Source organism: Streptomyces sp. NPDC057307 (genome assembly GCF_042667665.1).
Classification (GTDB): Bacteria; Actinomycetota; Actinomycetes; order Streptomycetales; family Streptomycetaceae; genus Streptomyces.
This window is the reverse complement of the sequence record NZ_JBHUZM010000032.1, coordinates 53491-68949: the sequence shown is the minus strand read 5'-3', so window position 1 is coordinate 68949 and position 15459 is coordinate 53491. Positions and strand designations below refer to the sequence as shown.

Annotated in this window: 15 protein-coding genes; 4 read left to right on the top strand and 11 right to left on the bottom strand. The window is 70.9% G+C overall.

Annotated elements, in window-relative coordinates; translation table 11 throughout:
* Positions 1 to 44 precede the first annotated feature (44 nt).
* The gene (locus ACFUN8_RS15055; RefSeq protein ID WP_383636353.1) at positions 45 to 1664 is read right to left on the bottom strand and encodes a bifunctional 3-(3-hydroxy-phenyl)propionate/3-hydroxycinnamic acid hydroxylase; all 1620 of its coding nucleotides are present in this window, start codon (positions 1662 to 1664) and stop codon (positions 45 to 47) included.
* Positions 1665 to 1903: 239 nt separating this feature from the next.
* Here ACFUN8_RS15055 and ACFUN8_RS15050 point away from each other — a divergent pair, with 239 nt between their 5' ends.
* Entirely contained in the window at positions 1904 to 2677 is a 774-nt protein-coding gene (locus ACFUN8_RS15050) for a FadR/GntR family transcriptional regulator (RefSeq protein WP_383636350.1), read from the top strand.
* A gap of 57 nt (positions 2678 to 2734) precedes the next feature.
* On the opposite strand, the gene ACFUN8_RS15045 is transcribed toward ACFUN8_RS15050, so the two are convergent.
* The 9 genes from ACFUN8_RS15045 to ACFUN8_RS15005 all read right to left on the bottom strand — a co-directional run bounded on the left by ACFUN8_RS15045 (position 2735) and on the right by ACFUN8_RS15005 (position 11390).
* Positions 2735 to 3229 carry a flavin reductase family protein gene (locus ACFUN8_RS15045; RefSeq protein WP_383636347.1) on the bottom strand — a complete coding sequence of 165 codons (495 nt, stop codon included), beginning with the start codon at positions 3227 to 3229 and terminating at the stop codon, positions 2735 to 2737.
* Positions 3230 to 3265: 36 nt separating this feature from the next.
* Positions 3266 to 4966 (bottom strand): AMP-binding protein, encoded by a 1701-nt coding sequence (locus ACFUN8_RS15040; RefSeq protein WP_383636344.1) that lies wholly within the window; start codon positions 4964 to 4966, stop codon positions 3266 to 3268.
* Positions 4967 to 4980: 14 nt separating this feature from the next.
* Positions 4981 to 5358 (bottom strand): acyl carrier protein, encoded by a 378-nt coding sequence (locus ACFUN8_RS15035; protein WP_383636341.1) that lies wholly within the window; start codon positions 5356 to 5358, stop codon positions 4981 to 4983.
* The gene (locus ACFUN8_RS15030; protein WP_383636334.1) at positions 5355 to 6554 is read right to left on the bottom strand and encodes an acyl-CoA dehydrogenase family protein; all 1200 of its coding nucleotides are present in this window, start codon (positions 6552 to 6554) and stop codon (positions 5355 to 5357) included. Before ACFUN8_RS15030 ends, ACFUN8_RS15035 begins: the two co-directional genes overlap by 4 nt.
* Positions 6536 to 7429, bottom strand: a complete 894-nt coding sequence (locus ACFUN8_RS15025; protein ID WP_383636331.1) for a hypothetical protein — start codon at positions 7427 to 7429, stop codon at positions 6536 to 6538. Before ACFUN8_RS15025 ends, ACFUN8_RS15030 begins: the two co-directional genes overlap by 19 nt.
* A 41-nt stretch (positions 7430 to 7470) precedes the next feature.
* Positions 7471 to 8514, bottom strand: coding sequence for a peptidase U32 family protein (locus tag ACFUN8_RS15020; RefSeq protein ID WP_383636328.1), 1044 nt, complete (start codon positions 8512 to 8514; stop codon positions 7471 to 7473).
* 127 nt (positions 8515 to 8641) lie between these two features.
* Complete coding sequence (locus tag ACFUN8_RS15015; protein WP_383636325.1) at positions 8642 to 9841, bottom strand: cysteine desulfurase family protein; 1200 nt, start codon at positions 9839 to 9841, stop codon at positions 8642 to 8644.
* Positions 9834 to 10232, bottom strand: coding sequence for an iron-sulfur cluster assembly scaffold protein (locus ACFUN8_RS15010; protein ID WP_383636322.1), 399 nt, complete (start codon positions 10230 to 10232; stop codon positions 9834 to 9836). The genes ACFUN8_RS15015 and ACFUN8_RS15010 overlap by 8 nt, the downstream gene beginning before the upstream one ends.
* Before the next feature lie 6 nt (positions 10233 to 10238).
* Positions 10239 to 11390, bottom strand: coding sequence for a hypothetical protein (locus ACFUN8_RS15005; RefSeq protein WP_383636319.1), 1152 nt, complete (start codon positions 11388 to 11390; stop codon positions 10239 to 10241).
* 142 nt (positions 11391 to 11532) lie between these two features.
* Here ACFUN8_RS15005 and ACFUN8_RS15000 point away from each other — a divergent pair, with 142 nt between their 5' ends.
* The 3 genes from ACFUN8_RS15000 (at position 11533) to ACFUN8_RS14990 (ending at position 13487) form a co-directional block, all read left to right on the top strand.
* On the top strand, positions 11533 to 11895 hold the full coding sequence (locus tag ACFUN8_RS15000; protein WP_383636316.1) for a BlaI/MecI/CopY family transcriptional regulator: 363 nt from the start codon (positions 11533 to 11535) through the stop codon (positions 11893 to 11895).
* Between the two features lie 185 nt (positions 11896 to 12080).
* Positions 12081 to 12929 carry a M56 family metallopeptidase gene (locus ACFUN8_RS14995; RefSeq protein ID WP_383636313.1) on the top strand — a complete coding sequence of 283 codons (849 nt, stop codon included), beginning with the start codon at positions 12081 to 12083 and terminating at the stop codon, positions 12927 to 12929.
* 84 nt (positions 12930 to 13013) lie between these two features.
* Positions 13014 to 13487 (top strand): SRPBCC family protein, encoded by a 474-nt coding sequence (locus ACFUN8_RS14990; RefSeq protein ID WP_383636310.1) that lies wholly within the window; start codon positions 13014 to 13016, stop codon positions 13485 to 13487.
* Between the two features lie 183 nt (positions 13488 to 13670).
* Here the strand turns inward: ACFUN8_RS14990 and ACFUN8_RS14985 are convergent, their stop codons facing one another.
* On the bottom strand, positions 13671 to 15272 hold the full coding sequence (locus tag ACFUN8_RS14985) for a DHA2 family efflux MFS transporter permease subunit (RefSeq protein ID WP_383636307.1): 1602 nt from the start codon (positions 15270 to 15272) through the stop codon (positions 13671 to 13673).
* Positions 15273 to 15459 lie beyond the last annotated feature (187 nt).

The following is a 15459-nucleotide window of genomic DNA, read 5'->3' as shown; positions in this document are numbered from 1 at the left end:
GGCCGAAGCCGAGCGGGGCGCGCGGTGCTGTCCGCCGTGGGCGCCTACCGCTCGGCGACGGCGGCCGGTGCGACGACGGCGACCGGGGTGGGTCGCCGCAACTGCTGCCGCAACTGGCCCACCAGGGCCTTCAGTCCGGGTCCGTCGACGGCGGCGCCGAACAGGTAGAAGTCCGGCCGGACGACCGCGGCGACATGACCGTGCCCGCGCATGTGGGGCAGGTAGCCGTCCGGTCCGTCGAGGTAGCCCGCGGGCGGGGCGTTGTCGGCGTACAGCGGGACGGCGGTCGCGCCGATGTCCGAGAGGAAGTCGTGGTCGGCGGTGTCCAGGGCGTCGAGCGGCGCGGCTCCGTCGGTGAGGACCACGAACCCGCCACCGGTGTGGTCGTCCAGCAGCGCCGTACGGCCCTGATGGGTGATCACGTACTGCGGGGTGAGGTGTCCGACATGCGCGGCGCGGGTGCCGTCGGGCGCCCGTTGGAGGACACCGTCACCGAGGACGGGCGGCGGGGCTGCCGGAAGCGCGTGCCGCGGGTCGGCACCAACGGCGATCATACGGGCGTCACGCGCCGCGGCGGTGTCGTGGTCGAGGACGCAGATGACCTTCCCCAGGTCCATCGACATGCTGATGGCGTGCTGGACGTGGTTGCTGCGCTCGGAGGTGTAGGTGTCGAGCAGCGACGACGAGGCCCGGCCCTTCAGGACCAGGTCCAGTTTCCACGCCAGGTTGATCGCGTCGCGCATTCCCGAGCACATGCCCTGTCCCGCGAACGGCGGCATCTGGTGGGCGGCGTCGCCGGCGAGCATGAGCCGTCCGTCGCGCCAACGGTCCACCCAGCGGGCCTGGAAGGTGTAGACGGTGTGCCGCTCGACCGTGGTGTTCTCCGGTGTACGACCCCAGGGTTCCAGGAGGCGCCATGTCGTCTCCGGGGTGTCGAGTTCCTCGATGCTCTCGTGCGGCAGCCGCAGGAACTCCCAACGGCGCCGGCCGGGACCGCCGGAGACGATCGTGGTGGGGCGCTCGGGGTCGCACAGCTGCCAGTTCATGGGAGACCACTCGGCCCGCTCGTGCGGAAGTGTGTCGACGATCAGCCAGTCGTAGAAGAAGCCGAGGTCGGTGATGGAGGTGTCCATCCGGTCGCGTACGAAGCTGTTGGCCCCGTCGGCGCCGATCACATAACGGGCCCGTACTTCGCCCGCGCCGTCGTCCCCGCCGGTGGTGAGGCGGACGGACTCCTCGTCGAGTCGCAGATCGGTGACCTCGCAGCCGCGCCGCACGGTGACCGAGGGCTGTCTCTCGGCGGCCTTGGCGAGGACGGCCTCCAGTTGGGGCTGGGAGAAGAAGCTGGCGGTGGGCCAGCCGGACGGACCGTCGCCGGACCAGTCGATGCGCACCAGCGACTCACCGGCCGCGTTGCGCCACTCGTAGTGGTCGGGCACCGGGTCGGTGACCGCACGCACCTCCTCCCCCACTCCCGCGGCCTGGAACACCCGGCCGATCTCGTGGTCGAAGTGCACCGCCCGGGGCAAGTCGTAGGAGCCGGGCCAGCGTTCGAGTGCGATGACGTCATGACCGGCCCGGCCGAGCAGCAGGGCCAGCATCTGGCCGATGGGGCCGAAGCCGACGATCGCGGCGTCGTGCACCTTCGAGGGACTTCTACTCACGGCTCTCCTCGACTCGCTGTGGATTCGTCATCAGTCGGCGGGAGCCGCTGGGACTGCCGGGGCGAAGCCCCGCACCGTCGGGGCGAGGCAAGGAGGGTCCGTCGTCCACAACGGCGCCCTTGCCCGGTCCCCAACATTTCAGCATGATGATTACCTTGATGCTGCATTCGTGCAGACCAAGGCGTCAAGAGGTCCGAGTAAAATGGTCATGACGAATACAGCGAACGTGAGGAACCAAGGTGACTGCCACCCCCGACCGCCCCGCACAGGCGAACGGCACGAGCGCCGCGGGCCTCGACGGTCCGCCCCGGCAGACACCCTCGGGGCGCGCCGAAGGAGCCGCGCGACGCGTCGCGCAGCTGGTCGAAAGCCTGCTTCCCGGCTCCCGGCTGGGCACCAAGGAGGACCTGCGGACCCTGTGCAACGTGTCCGTCGGTACGTTCAACGAGGCGCTGCGGCTGCTTCAGGCCCGCGGCCTGGTCACCGTCAAACCCGGCCCCGGTGGTGGGCTGTTCAGCGCCGAGCAGTCCCCGATGGTCCGACTCGGCAACTCGGTACTCGCCCTGGACGCGCAGGCGAACGATGTGGCCGCCGCCGTCCGGATCCGTGACGCCCTCGACCCGCTGCTGATCGAGGACGCCCTCTGGCACGCTTCACCGGCCGACATCGCGGGACTGCGCCGGCACATCACGTCCATGGGGTACGCCGTGGCCTCCGCCGACCCCGTCGCCTTCATCCACGCCAACTGGCGGCTGCACGCCGCCATCGCGGCGATCAGCCCGAACGTCCTGCTCAGCTCCCTCTACACCCATCTTCTCGACCTGATCGAGTCACACACACTGTCGGTCCTGCCGACCGGCGATCAGCCGTTGGGCGAGTACATCGAGCACCGTCACGAACTGCACCGCGCCCTGGTCGACGCCCTGGACCACCGTGACCGCGATACGGCGCTGCGCCTCGTCCACGAGCACAACACCACGCTCCGGAGCGAGGATTCGGCGACCGCCCCCTGACCAGGGGCCCCTGCCGCAAGGATCGCCTGAAGGATCGCCCGGTGGTCGGCGGCGGCGTCAGACGAGGCGGCGGTAGGTGCCGCGGTGGCGCAGCAGGGGCTCGCCGTTCCCCCGGCCGGCACGGGTGACGGTGCCGATGAGGATGGTGTGGTCCCCGCCGGGGTGGGTGGCGTGGATACGGCAGGTGAGCCAGGCGACGGCGTCGCCGAGGACCGGCACGGTGTCCCGTTCGTGGTGCGGTACGCCGGTGAACCGGTCGGGCAGGGGCTTCTCGGCGAAGACCCGCGAGAGGTCGTCGCCGGTGTCGGCGAGCACGTTCACGGCGAAGGCTCCGTGTTCGAGGATCGCGGCGAGGGTGCCGGAGCGGTGGTGGAGGCAGGCCAGCACCAGTGGCGGGTCCATGGACAGGGAGGTGAAGGCGCTGGTCGTCATGCCCACGGGGCCTTGGGGTGACATGGTGGTCAGCACCGTGACCCCGGCGGGCAGTTCGGCCATGACGCGGCGGAACCGCTGCTGGTGCTCCCGGTCGCTCTGGTCGCTCTGGTCGCTCATCGCGGAGAGAGGGTGGGGCGCGGTGCTGTGTGACATCTAGGTGAGCCCCCCGGTCAGATACTGCTCGCGTAGGCGGTTGCGCTGACGCTTGCCGCTGGTGGTACGGGGTATGCCGCCGCGTCGCAGCACGATCACCTCATGGAGGTTGAAGCCGAACGCCTGGCGTACCAGGGTCGCGGTCTCGCGGCGGATCCGCTCGTGGGCGTCGGCGCGCAGCCGGGTCTCGACGACCGCCACGACCCGCTCCCCGCCGTCGTCGGTGTGGGAGAAGACGGCGCTGTTGCCCGCGTCGATGTCGGGATGGGTCTCGACGGCTTCCTCGACGTCGTACGGCGGCAGGTTGCGGCCGTTGACGATGAGCAGTTCCTTGACGCGGCCGACGATGTAGAGGTCGCCGTCGCGGGTGAAGCCGAGGTCCCCGGTGGCGTGGGTGCGGTCGGTGAGGGGCCGCGGTGTGCCGTCGGGGGTGAGATAGCCGGCCATGACGAACTCGCCGCGCAGGTGGATCTCGCCTATCTCGTCGTCCGCGCAGGCCGTGCCGTCGGGAGTGCGGATGTGGACGGCGAGGTCGCCGAGGGGCCGGCCGCAGGCGAGGACGGTGAGCGAGGGCTTTCCGCCGCCGTCGCCGACGTCGGCATCGATGGCGTCGGTGACTCTGTTGTGGTGGTGGAGGTCTTCGCGGTCCAGGCGCAGGGCCTTGACCCGCCCCCAGCTCAACTCCCCCGCGGGCCGCTGCTGGAGGGACATGGTGGCGGCCAGGACCGTCTCGGCCATGCCGTAGCAGGGGATGATCACGTCCTCGCCGAGCCGGTGCCCGGCGAAGGTGTCGCGGAAGTCGGTGAGGGTCCGCAGCGGGATCGGCTCCGCGCCGACGTACGCCTGCCGGAGCGTGGACAGGTCGAGGTCCTGGACGGGGGCGCGGCGGTAGCGGTCGGTCGTGGTGCGGTAGCCGAACGGGGGCGCGGTGGTGATGGTCGCGCCGCGTTCGGAGATGTGCCGCAGCCAGGACAGCGGGTCGCGCAGGAAGCTGATGGACGGCATCAGGTCCAGCGGTACGCCTTTGGTCATGGTCGACAGGGAGAGGATGAAGCCCATGTCGTGGTGGAGCGGCAGCCAGTGGCACACCCGGTCGCGCTCCGGGGCGAGTTGGAGTGCCTGGTGGATGGCGCGGACGTTGGCGGTGACCTGGGCGTGGGTCAGGACCGCGGCTTTGGGGGCGCTGGTGGAGCCGGAGGTGAGCTGAATGTGGTGCGCGTCGTCGGGACCTCGTACGGGCAGTTCGCCGTCCCAGCCCGCCGGGGCGTCGAGATCGGCGGTGCTCAGGTAGGCGGGCCCCGGGGCGAGCGTGGCGAGGGCGTCGGCGGTCGCCGTGTCGGCGGTGATGACGGCCGCCGGGGTGGTGACGGCGACGACGGCGCGAAACTGTTGCGCGCCGGTCGAGTCGGCGTCGCCGGGGTTGGGAGGTTCGACGATCGTGCAGGGCACGAGTCCGGCCAGGAGGCAGCCGAGGAGCGCGGTGAGATGGCCGGGCCCGGTCGGCAGCGGCAGCAGGACCCGCTCGCCGGGGACGAGGCCCCGGGCCAGGAGCGCTCCCGCGGCTTCGGCCGCCCGCTCGGCGAGTCGCCGGTAGCCGAGGTGGGCGGTGACGCCTCGGGAGTCGAGGAAGGTGACCTCGGCGGTGTGGTCGCCGATGGTGCGGTAGTCCAGCAGCCGGCCGTGGAGGGTGGTGGCTCCCATGGGTTGACTCCCCGTCACTTGTTCGTGCCGCGGGCGGCTTTGGCGGCCACCCGCTCGCGGACGAAGTCGGCCAGTTCGCCGACGTGGGTGAAGGAGAACGCCTCCTTCTCGGGGATGAAGACCCGGAAGGTGTTCTCGATCCGGGTCATGGCGGCGACCAGGGTGATGGAGTCCAGCGGCAGACTGAGCAGCGCCGTGGTCCGGGAGAGGGCGTCGAGGTCGATGTGGGCGAGGTCGGCCGGTTCGAGTACGTCGGCCAGGGCTTCGCGCAGGGCGGCGAGGATGTCGGCGTCGGTGGGGGTCGTCGACGCGCTGGGAGTCGTCGACGCGCTGGGGATCGTCGACGCGCTGGGGATCGTCGACGCGCTGGGCGTGGTCGGTGTCGTGGTCACGGCCGGGTCTCTCCTGTGGGTGCGGTGACGGAGTCGCTACGGGGGTCCAGGCCGAGGGCCGCCTTGCCGATCATGTCGCGGAGCGCGTCGAGGTTGGCGCCCATGACGGCGCCGGCGCGGGCGTCGCGGTAGTGGCGTTCGAGCGGATTGGCGCGCAGGAAGCCGTGGCCGCCGGTGACCTGCATGGCGGTGTCGGCGACGCTGATCGCGGCCTTGTTGCAGAGGTACTTGGTCATGTTGAGCGCGCCGAGGGCTTCCAGCGGATCGTTCTCCGCGGTCCAGGCGCCGTGCAGCAGGGTGAGGCGGGCGGTGTGGACGGTGGTGGCCATGTCGGCGACATGCAGTCGTACGCCTTGGAAGGCGGCCAGGGACTGCCCGGTGGGGGCGAGTTTGCGGCGCAGGACGTGCTCGTTCGCGAATCCCTGGGCGGCGCGGGCGATGCCGAGGGACGCGGAGGCGAGCCCGAGGATGAGGGCGGGCAGGGCGTGGGTGAGGAGGGGCATGCCGCCGCCGGGACCGCCGACGCAGTGGGTGGCGGGAAGGCGGCAGTCCAGCAGGAGGGTGTTGGCGCTGTTCGCGCGCATACCCATCGCGTCCCAGGTCTCCTTGACCGCCAGTCCGTCCTGGGCGGCGGGGACAAGGGCCATGGTCTGGCTGCGGCGGAACTCGCTCTCGCCGCTGTGGGCGTTGATGAGGTAGTAGTCGGCGTGACCGGCGCCGGTGCAGAACGCCTTGGTCCCCCGCAGCCGCACCTCGTCCCCGTCCGACGTGGCGCGCAGTTGTGGGTTGAGGATGTTGCCGCCGGTGCCGGGCTCGGAGAATCCCCAGGACAGCAGCCGTCCCTCGGTGGTGATCTCCTTCAGGACCCGTTGGGCGACGGGGTTGCCGGGCGCGTCGGCGGCCAGCAGGCGGGCGGCGCCCGAGTGCATGGCGAAGATCAGGGCGGTGGAGCCGCAGGCTTCGGCGAGTTCGGCGACCGCCAGTCCCCACGCGGTCAGATCGGCTCCGGTGCCGCCGTACTCGGTCGGGACGAGCAGACCGAGCAGGCCGGCTTCGTGCAGGTCGGCGATGTTGTCGGTCGGGAAGGTGGCATCGCGGTCGTGGTCCGCGGCGCGGGGTGCGAGGCAGCGACGGGCGACGGCCCGGGCCTCGTCGACGATGTCCTGTTGGTCACTGCTCAGTGCGAGGTCAACCATGAAGCACTCTCCTGGAGGGACGCCGCCACTGCCTGCGGCCGTACGGCACCGACGCGTCGGGCCAGTGCCTGCGGGGTGTGGAAACGGGCGTCGATGACGACGTCGGCGCCGGCGGGCGGGCCGGCGGTGGAGTGGGCGTAGACCGCGTTGCCGAACACGGTCAGCGGCAGCTGGCCGGCCCGGTCGGCGACTGGGAGCGGTTCGCGGTGCCCGTGGCCGAGCTGCCAGCGCTGGTCGGCGGTGAGCGCGGTCGGTGTGTCGCAGGCGGTCACACAGTCCGGCACGGCCAGTTGATGGTGACGGGCGGTGGGGCAGGAGCGGGCCCAGGCGAGCGGGGTGACGTCCGCCAGACGCCGTACCCGCCAGCCGTTCCGTACGGCGACCACCGCCGCCGCCTCGGCTTCGAGGACCCGTACGCCGAAGACTTCCAGCTCCTGGAGGAAGGCGTCCTCGTAGACCGCCGCTTCCAGCGGACCGCGCGGTGCCTCGGCGGCGTCGTGCGGGCGGCCGGGGAAGAGGGCCAGGCCCGCGGCCAACTCCCGCCCGTCCGCGGGCTCGGCGGCGAGCGTGGCCAGTGTGCCGAGGTCGTTGACGGTGAGTGTGAGCGGCCCGTCCCCGGCCAACGCCCCCGCCGTGTTCACGAGTTGAGCCGCCGTACGCTGCCAGGCGGCGGGCAGCACCACGCCGGCCCGCGCCCCGGCGGTCCTGATCCGTTCGGCCCCCGTACGCAGCAGGCCGGTGTCGGGCAGCTTCGCCGCGCAGCCCTCCTGGCCGATGCTCACGGCGTCCACGCCCAGGCCGAGGACCTCGTCGAGACGCTCCAGGGTCGTCAGGCGGACTTCCACCTGAACCTCTGCCTGGACTTCCACCTTCATGCGTTGCTCCCCCCTTCTTCCGGACGTACTTCAGACGTGCTTCAGACGTGGGCGCGGCGCCGCGCGGTGTCGCGGAAGCGGCAGCGCTGCTGTTCGCACATCCGCGGGACCCAGCCCATCTGCCACATCAGCTCGGTGCGGTCGATGTCGGCGATGGTCCGCTTGGTGCTCCAGCCCTTCGCGACCCCGTCCAGCGCCCGCCGGTACATCTGGGTGATCTTGGCGTTCTGGCGGACGATCGGGCTCTCCCGGCCGGGGATCTGCAGCGCCGCCACCCCGAGTCCGACAAGGGACGGCACGTCGCACAGTGCGCAGTCCGACGCGCCGTCGAGGAACCCGCCCAGATCCCTGACCGCGCCCTCGGGCGCGGGGGCGTTCTGGTATCCGGCGCGGCAGCCCAGCCCGGTGCCGCGCTGGTCCGGGAGCCGGCACTGGTGGCAGTTGGCGCCGGAGCCGGTCTGCACGGGCACTTCGACCTCCAGGCCGTCCACGGCGCAGAACGCGGCGATCTCGTCGAGCGTCGAGGCGTGCGGTACGACGATCCGCCGCACCCCGTACGCCGCTCGCAGATGCCGCGCGTGGGCGACGGTGGTGACGCCCAGGTGCGCGCCGGCCACCAGGGGGATCCCCGGGTGCGTGTCGGCGATCCAGCGGGCGGCGGGCAGGGCGCCGACGACGACGGTGTCGGCTCCCGCGTCGACACCCTGTCCCACGTGGGTGAGGAACGCGTCCCTGGCGTCGGCGCCGACGGCGGGCGCGTCCGCGCACAGGTGGACCTTCAGCCCGGCCGCGTGGGCCTGGGTGATGATCGCTTTGAGCAGACGGGGGTTGGACACCTGGGTGGGGTCGCCGTCCCGCTTGCCCGGCAGTGCGTCGAAACTCGCGCGCCCGCCAGCCGGTGGCCGGTGCGCGAGGTAGATCTCGGTGGCCCCGCCGGTGACCTGCAGTTCCAGCATCTGCAGATTGCGTACCGGCGCGTCCAGCCCCACGGACGCCGCCGAGGCCGGGTCGGGCACGGCGACGAACGCCGCTTCCCGCTCTGTGTGCGGTGGTGCCAGCTCCCATTGATCGGTTACGTCACTCATGTCCGTCCGCCCCCCGTTGCGCAGATGTGTTGTCGCCCAGGTGTCTTGTCGCGGGTGTGTTGCCGTGCGATGGACCGGCCGCGCCTGCCGCCGACTCGTACCGGCGTCATCGGCCGCAGCCGGCCCTCTAGGCGTGAGCCGGCTGCGGTACGTCGGCCGGGCCGAGGGCCCTGAGCCGCGCGACGGCCTCGACCACCCTGGCCGTGGCCTCCTCGACGGCCAGGATCGTGGTCGTACGGCCGGGGCTGAACCGCACCGAGGAGCGGGCGCGTTCGGCGGGGATGCCCATCGCGGTCAGTACGTGCGAGGGCTCGTCGCTGCCGGCGTGGCAGGCCGATCCGGCGGAGACACAGATGCCGTACACGGCCAGGATGTCGACGAGGGTGTCACCCCGTACCCCGGCGAAGGACACGTTCAGCGTCTCCGGCACGCACGGCGCCCCGGCGCCGTTGATCTCGATGCCGCCCGCTTCCTCAAGGCCCTTGAGCAGGCGGCGGCGGAGCTGGTGGCGGTGCTCCTCGAACGCCGGGTCGTCCACATGGCGCAGCGCGGCGCTCGCCGCCGCGCCCATGCCGAGGACACCGGGCACGTTCTCGGTGCCGGCCCGCATGCCGCGTTCCTGGCTGCCGCCGCGGATCAGCGGGGCGAGCCGTACTCCGGAGGCGACCTTCAGCGCGCCGACGCCCTTGGGGCCGTAGAACTTGTGCGCGGAGACCGACACCAGGTCCGCGCCGATGCCCGACAGGCTGACCTTGCCCGCGGTCTGCACCGCGTCGGTGTGCATCAGCACGCCCGCCCGATGGGCGATGTCCGCGATATCGGCGACGGGCTGCAGGACACCGGTCTCGTTGTTGGCGTGCATCACGGACACCAGCACCGTGTTCGGGCGCAGCGCCCTTCGTACGTCGTCGGGGTCGATCCAGCCGCGTGAGTCGGGGCGCAGGACGGTGACCTCGGCCCCGAACTCGCGTGCCATCGCGGCGGATTCGAGGACGGCGGAGTGCTCGATGGCGGTGGTGATCACATGCGCGCCGCGGTGTTCGGCGGCCAGGACGGTGCCGACGACGGCGAGGGCGTCGGCCTCAGAGCCGCCACCGGTGAACACGACTTCGTCGGGCCCGCAGTCCAGCAGCGCGGCCAGTTGGGCGCGTGAGGACTCCAGAGCCTCCTTGGCCTCGTCGCCGGCGGCGTGCCGCGAGGAGGGGTTGCCGGTGATGCTCATGCCGCGCAGTACGGCCTCGGCCGCCTCGGGGCAGACGGGGCTGGTCGCCGCGTGGTCGAGGTAGACGCCCGTGCCGCCCGTGCCGGGCAGGGACGGGCTAGGCACAGATGAGAGGCGCGTCATCGTCCACTCCCTCCCGGTGGTTGGTGACCAGGCGGTGTGCCACCTGTCGGCCGAGGGCGGCGACGTGCCGCTGGTCGGGGGCGAGGCCGCCGAGCAGTGTCTCGACCTTCTCGTCGTCCCAGGTCTCGATGTCGGCGAGCGCGCTGCCGGCCGCCGCTTCGGCGATGACGCTGGCGGTGGCCAGTGAGGCGGCGCAGCCGTGGGCGCGGAAGCGGATCTCGGTGATCACGCCGTCGGTGACGGTGGCGGTGAGCATGATCTGGTCGCCGCACACGGGGTTGCCGATGAACGCCCGCACATCGGGGTTCTCCAGCTCGCCGGCGTGGCGCGGATCGGTGAAGTGGTCCACCACGGTGGGGCTGTAGCGCGGCATGGCCTCTCAGCCCTTCGCCGGTGCGGCAGCGGCGGGGACCTCGCACTCGGCGACGATCTCCTGGCTGTCGATGAACTTCTCGATGCTCACGGCGCAGCAGCCGAGTTCGGCGCCCTGCAGGCGGCGGCGGAAGGAGACGGTCTGTCCGGTACGGCCGCAGGGGCACGGGCTCTCGTCGACCTCGCCGACGTCGTCGCTGAGGATGAACGCCGGATAGCCGGTGGACAGGGCGTCCATGAGGGCGATCACGCCGGTCTTGCCGGGGGCGAGTTCGACGTCCGTGTTCTCCACGTCGCGGATGGAGATGTACGACCACGGCGGTACGTGCTTGCGGTGGTGCTCGCACTCCATGGCCAGCATGTTCGACTCGATCATGCCGTACATGTCGCGGACCCGGTCGGCGGGAATGCCCAGGTACTTCTCGATCTTGGCGTTGAACTCCTCGCGGCTGATGGACTCTCCGGTGTAGCGCTTCCATCCGCCGAGGGTGATGACCAGCGACTCGGGGTCGAGCTTGAGGGTGATGTCCTCCAGCTCCAGGAAGCGCAGCAGACGGCCGACGAGGAACGGCGGGCCGATGATGTGCCGCGTCATCGACTCCTCCCACGTGTCCAGCTGGGCGATGGCCTCCTCGGGGTCGAAGGCGTAGTCGCGCACGATGTAGGCGTGGGTGTCCAGCAGGCCGTTGAGCACGTTGAACGCCTTGACCATGCCCATCTCCGGCGTCTCGGCCGTCGACGGGCACAGGAAGAGGCCGGCGCCCTTGCCGACCTGGAAGAACTCCCGGTACTGGGCGAAGATCGCGGTCATCACCCGGCTGACGGTGGTGATGTCACGGCGGGCGACGCTCGGCACGCCGCCGGTGCCGGTGGAGCGGATCTCCAGCTCGACGTCGGTCAGCGGGGCGGTCATCAGCACATGCGCGTCGGGCTGCTTGAACATCCGTACCGGCAGCAGCGGTATCTTCACCAGGTCCGCGAGTTCCCTGATGTCGTCGGCGCTCACGCCGGCCGCCTCGCTCTGGGCGCGGTAGAAGGCGTTGTGTGTGGCGTGTTCGGCGAACGAGCCGCGCATCGCGGCGGTCACCGATGCTTTCCACTCGCTCTCGGGCAGTCGGAACGCGACGTCCGGACAGCCGAGCATGGCAGCGAGTTCCATGAAATCCCCCTAGATTTCGGGCAGCGAGAAACTGCGGCACGCGGCCCCGGTGTCCTTGGCAGCACCGGCCGCGGCGCGACCTACTATTGCAGTAGTACTACGCGGATAGTCAAGGATCGGCGGATGTCCTATGCTGCTCGCCATGGCGAGACTGGGTGACCTCGAACGGGCGGTGCTGGACTGCCTGTGGCAGGCGGACGAGCCGCGGACGGTACGTGAGGTGCATGAGGCGTTGGCGGGCAGACAGCTGGCCTACACCACGGTCATGACCACGCTGCAGCGTCTGGCCCGCAAGGGTCTGGTCGCCCAGGACTCCCAGGCCAGGGCACATCGGTTCAGCGCGGAGGCCACGCGCGAGGAGATGTTCACCGAGCTGATGACCGACGCGCTCGGCATCGCCGGCGACGAGCACGAGGCCATGCTGCGCTTCGTCGACGTCATCAGCCCGGAGGCTCGGGCGGCCCTCGCCGAGGGCCTCGGCCAGCAGGGGAAGAAGAAGCGGTAGGCGAGGACAAGCGGTAAGCGGAGACTCGCGGTGCGTACGGACCGACCTCCGGTGTCACAGCGGGTCGATGTGTGACGGGCCGGCCCCTGGGGACGGGGCGGCCCCTCGCGGGAGAACACAAGTTCACATAGGTAACGGGGGGTTACGTGGATGCGCTGTGCCTTGTGCTGTTGTCCGTACTGTTGATGGCTTCGGTGTCCGCCGTGGTCACGCTCACCAAGTGGCCCTTACGGGCGCCGTGCGCGGCGTTGGCCCTGTGGCTGGCCGGCTGTGCGGGCGGACTCACCGCGCTGGGGTGCGCCACGTACGCGCTGTTCGCGCACCTGGAGGCACAACTCGCCCACGAGAAGCTCCGTCTGCCCATGGATGTGTTGGCCGTCGTCGGTGCGTGGGTGTTCGTCGGTCATGTCGTGGTGGCCTATGTCCGAGTACACCGGCAGGGAGCGCGGCGCCGGGAGCGGCATCTGACCCTGCTCGGACTGTTCGGACACCCGGTCCAGCATCTTTCGGCGGTCATCCTGCCCAGCCGGCATCCGCTCGCCTACAGCGTGCCCGGACCCGAGGGCGGCCGTGCCGTCATCTCGGACGGCGTGATCAGCGGGTTCACCCGTGAGGAGATCGCCTCGGTCCTCGCGCACGAGCACGCCCATCTACGCCAGCGCCACCATCTGTTGACGCAGCTCAGCGAGGCCCTGTGCGCGTCCTTGCCGAAGCGGCTCTGTTCCGTCCGCTTCTCCGAGCGGTTCCACAGCCTGATCGAGATGCGCGCCGACTGCGCGGCCCGCGTCAAGTGCGGCCGGTACGCCATCGCCCAGGCGCTCGCCCGTATGGCGCCCGACAGCCCGGCTGAGCCCACCGCCGACTCCGGCTGCCCCGTGGCGGCCCGGCGCCGCCATCTGCTGTTCAACGAGCGATGTTGCAACTCCCTCGCGTCCTCCGCCGTCTTCTGCCTGGCCTGTGCCGTCGCCGCCGCCCCGGTCGTACTGACCGCCGTCGGATTCCTCACGGCCGCCTGTACCTTCGTCCGCCACTGACGCCCCTCCAGCGCGAGGGGCCTTTTCATTGCCCGTCGTACGTCGCGTACGTCTCCGAGAAGGGACCCCATGATGGAACAGCGAGTGTCCGAGACCATAGAGATAGCCGTGCCGCCCGGTGTCGTGTACGACGCGGTGACGAACGTGGCCGACATGGGCCGCTGGAGCCCCGAGTGCACCGGTGCCGACGTCAAGGGCGACGAGACCGCCCGACGGGTGACGCCGGGCATGAGGTTCACCGGCCACAACCGGTCCCCCAAGCGGCCCTGGTCGACGCAGTGCACCGTGACCGCGGCCGAGCCCGGCGAGCGATTCACCTTTCTCGCCAAGGGTGTTGGTCTGCGCGTCGCGATCTGGAGCTACCGGTTCGAACCGCTCGACTCCGGCAGGGCGACCAAGGTCACCGAGACCTGGATCGACCAGCGCGGCTGGTTCATGCACTTCATCGGCCCGAAGGTGAGCGGGATCCACGACCGGGCCACCCACAACCGTCGGACCATGGAGGTCACGCTCCAACGTCTGAAGGAGTCGCTGGAGAAGGAACACCTCGCCACGTGAGCGGGGACCGGCCGCGACCGGTAGGCGGGCCGCCGGGCCGGTAGGCGGGCCGTGAACGGTGGGTGGGCCGCCGGGCCGGTGGGGGTACCGGTCCGGCGGCCGCGGCGCGGTACGGCTACGGGGGATGAAGCCGTACCGCGCCTCCCTGGGCGCCCGGCGACGGCCGGGAGCCCGGGGAGTCTTCTACGGGACCGCCGTCTCGGGCTTCGCCGGGACAGCTTCCTCGGCCACCGGCGTCTTGGCGCGGGCGGGCAGGAGCGCGACGACAAGGACCGCGGTGACGGCGGCGAGACCCGCGCAGATCAGTGCCACGGTCGACATGCCGGCGACGAACGCGTCCCGGGCCGAATCGGCGAGGGCGGTGGCCTGCGCGCCCGGCAGTCGCTCCGCCACCTGGACGGCCGCCGCGACGTTGTCGCCGACCGCTTCCGTCGCGCGGGCCGGCAGACCCGGCGGCACGTCGTCCTCCACGTTGCTCCGGTAGACGGAGTTCAGCGAGCTGCCGAGTACCGCGACACCCACCGAGGCGCCGATCTGCCGCATGCTGTTGGCCAGCGCCGACCCCGCTCCCACCTGGTCCAGGGGCAGTGAGCCGAGGATCGCGTCCAGCGTGGTGGGCATCGTGAACCCGAGCGCCGCGCCCATGACGGCCAGCGCCGTACCGGTGACGAGGAAGTCGGTGTCCGCCTCCACGGTGGCCAGCAGGCCCAGCCCGGCGACCCACAGCACCATGCCGAACGCGACGATGGCCTTGGTGCCGATCCGCCCGACCAACCGTCCGCCGACCGCAGCCGCGACGACCAGCGCCCCGATCATCGGCAGCAGATGCAGTCCGGTGTCCATGGCGTCCTTGCCCTGGACCTGCTGCAGGAACTGCGGCACCACGAACAGGACGCCGAACAGGATGAACATCACCGCGGAGATCGCGACACTGGACCAGGTGTAACGGGCGTTGCGGAAGAAGCCGAGGTCCACCAGCGGGTTGGCGGACCGGCGCAGCCACACGAACAGCAGCCCGAGCAGCAGAAGTCCACCGATCACGGTGACGAGGACCGTGGGGTCGCTCCATCCGGCGTTCGGCACCTCGATGACGCCGTAGACGAAAGCGGAGACACCCACCAGGGACAGGACCGCGCCGACGACGTCGAGTCGCTTGGCGTTGGGGTCGCGGGTCTCCGGGACGAACACCAGCATCCCGATCACGGCGATGATGACGACCGGGATGTTGATCAGGAAGATCGAGCCCCACCAGAAGTTGCTCAGCAGCCAGCCGCCGGCCAGCGGGCCGAGCGGGAGCCCGAGGGCGAATCCGGCGGTGGCGATCGCCATGGCCTTGGAGCGTTCCTCCGGCGGGAACATCAGTGGCACGATCGACAGGGCGAGCGGTGTGATCGCGGCGGCTCCCGCACCCATGACGATCCGGGCGACGATCAGGCCCTCGGGGCTGTCGACCCCCATGACCATCAGGGAACCGACACCGAAGAGCAACAGGCCCCCGATCAGGACCAGTCGGCGGCCGATGCGGTCACCCAGCACACCCAGTGGCAGCAGCAGACCGGCGAAGGGAAGGGTGTAGCCGTCGGTGAACCACTGGAGTTCGGTGGTCGTCGCCTCCAGATCGGTGGCCAGCGTGGGCAGGGCGACGGTCAGGATGGTGGCGTCCAGCCCGACGATCATCAGGCCGAAGACGGGCGCGGCCAGGGCCAGCCACCGCCTCTTGACCAGTCCGAGGGGTGGGGGTGGGGTTGACGTTAAATCGGACGCGGTGGTGCCGGCTTTCGCCATGGATGCTCTCCTCAACGGGACGCGGACGGAACGCGATTCGATGCCGGTACGTCAGCCCTGGGCCGGATACGGCCGCCGATCGGGCAGGACCTGTCACGGCCGGGGCGCGTAGGGGCTGAGTACGGGCCGAGACGTACTGAGATGTGCTGAGACGTGTTGAGACGTGCTGAGACGTTGTGAGTGCGGG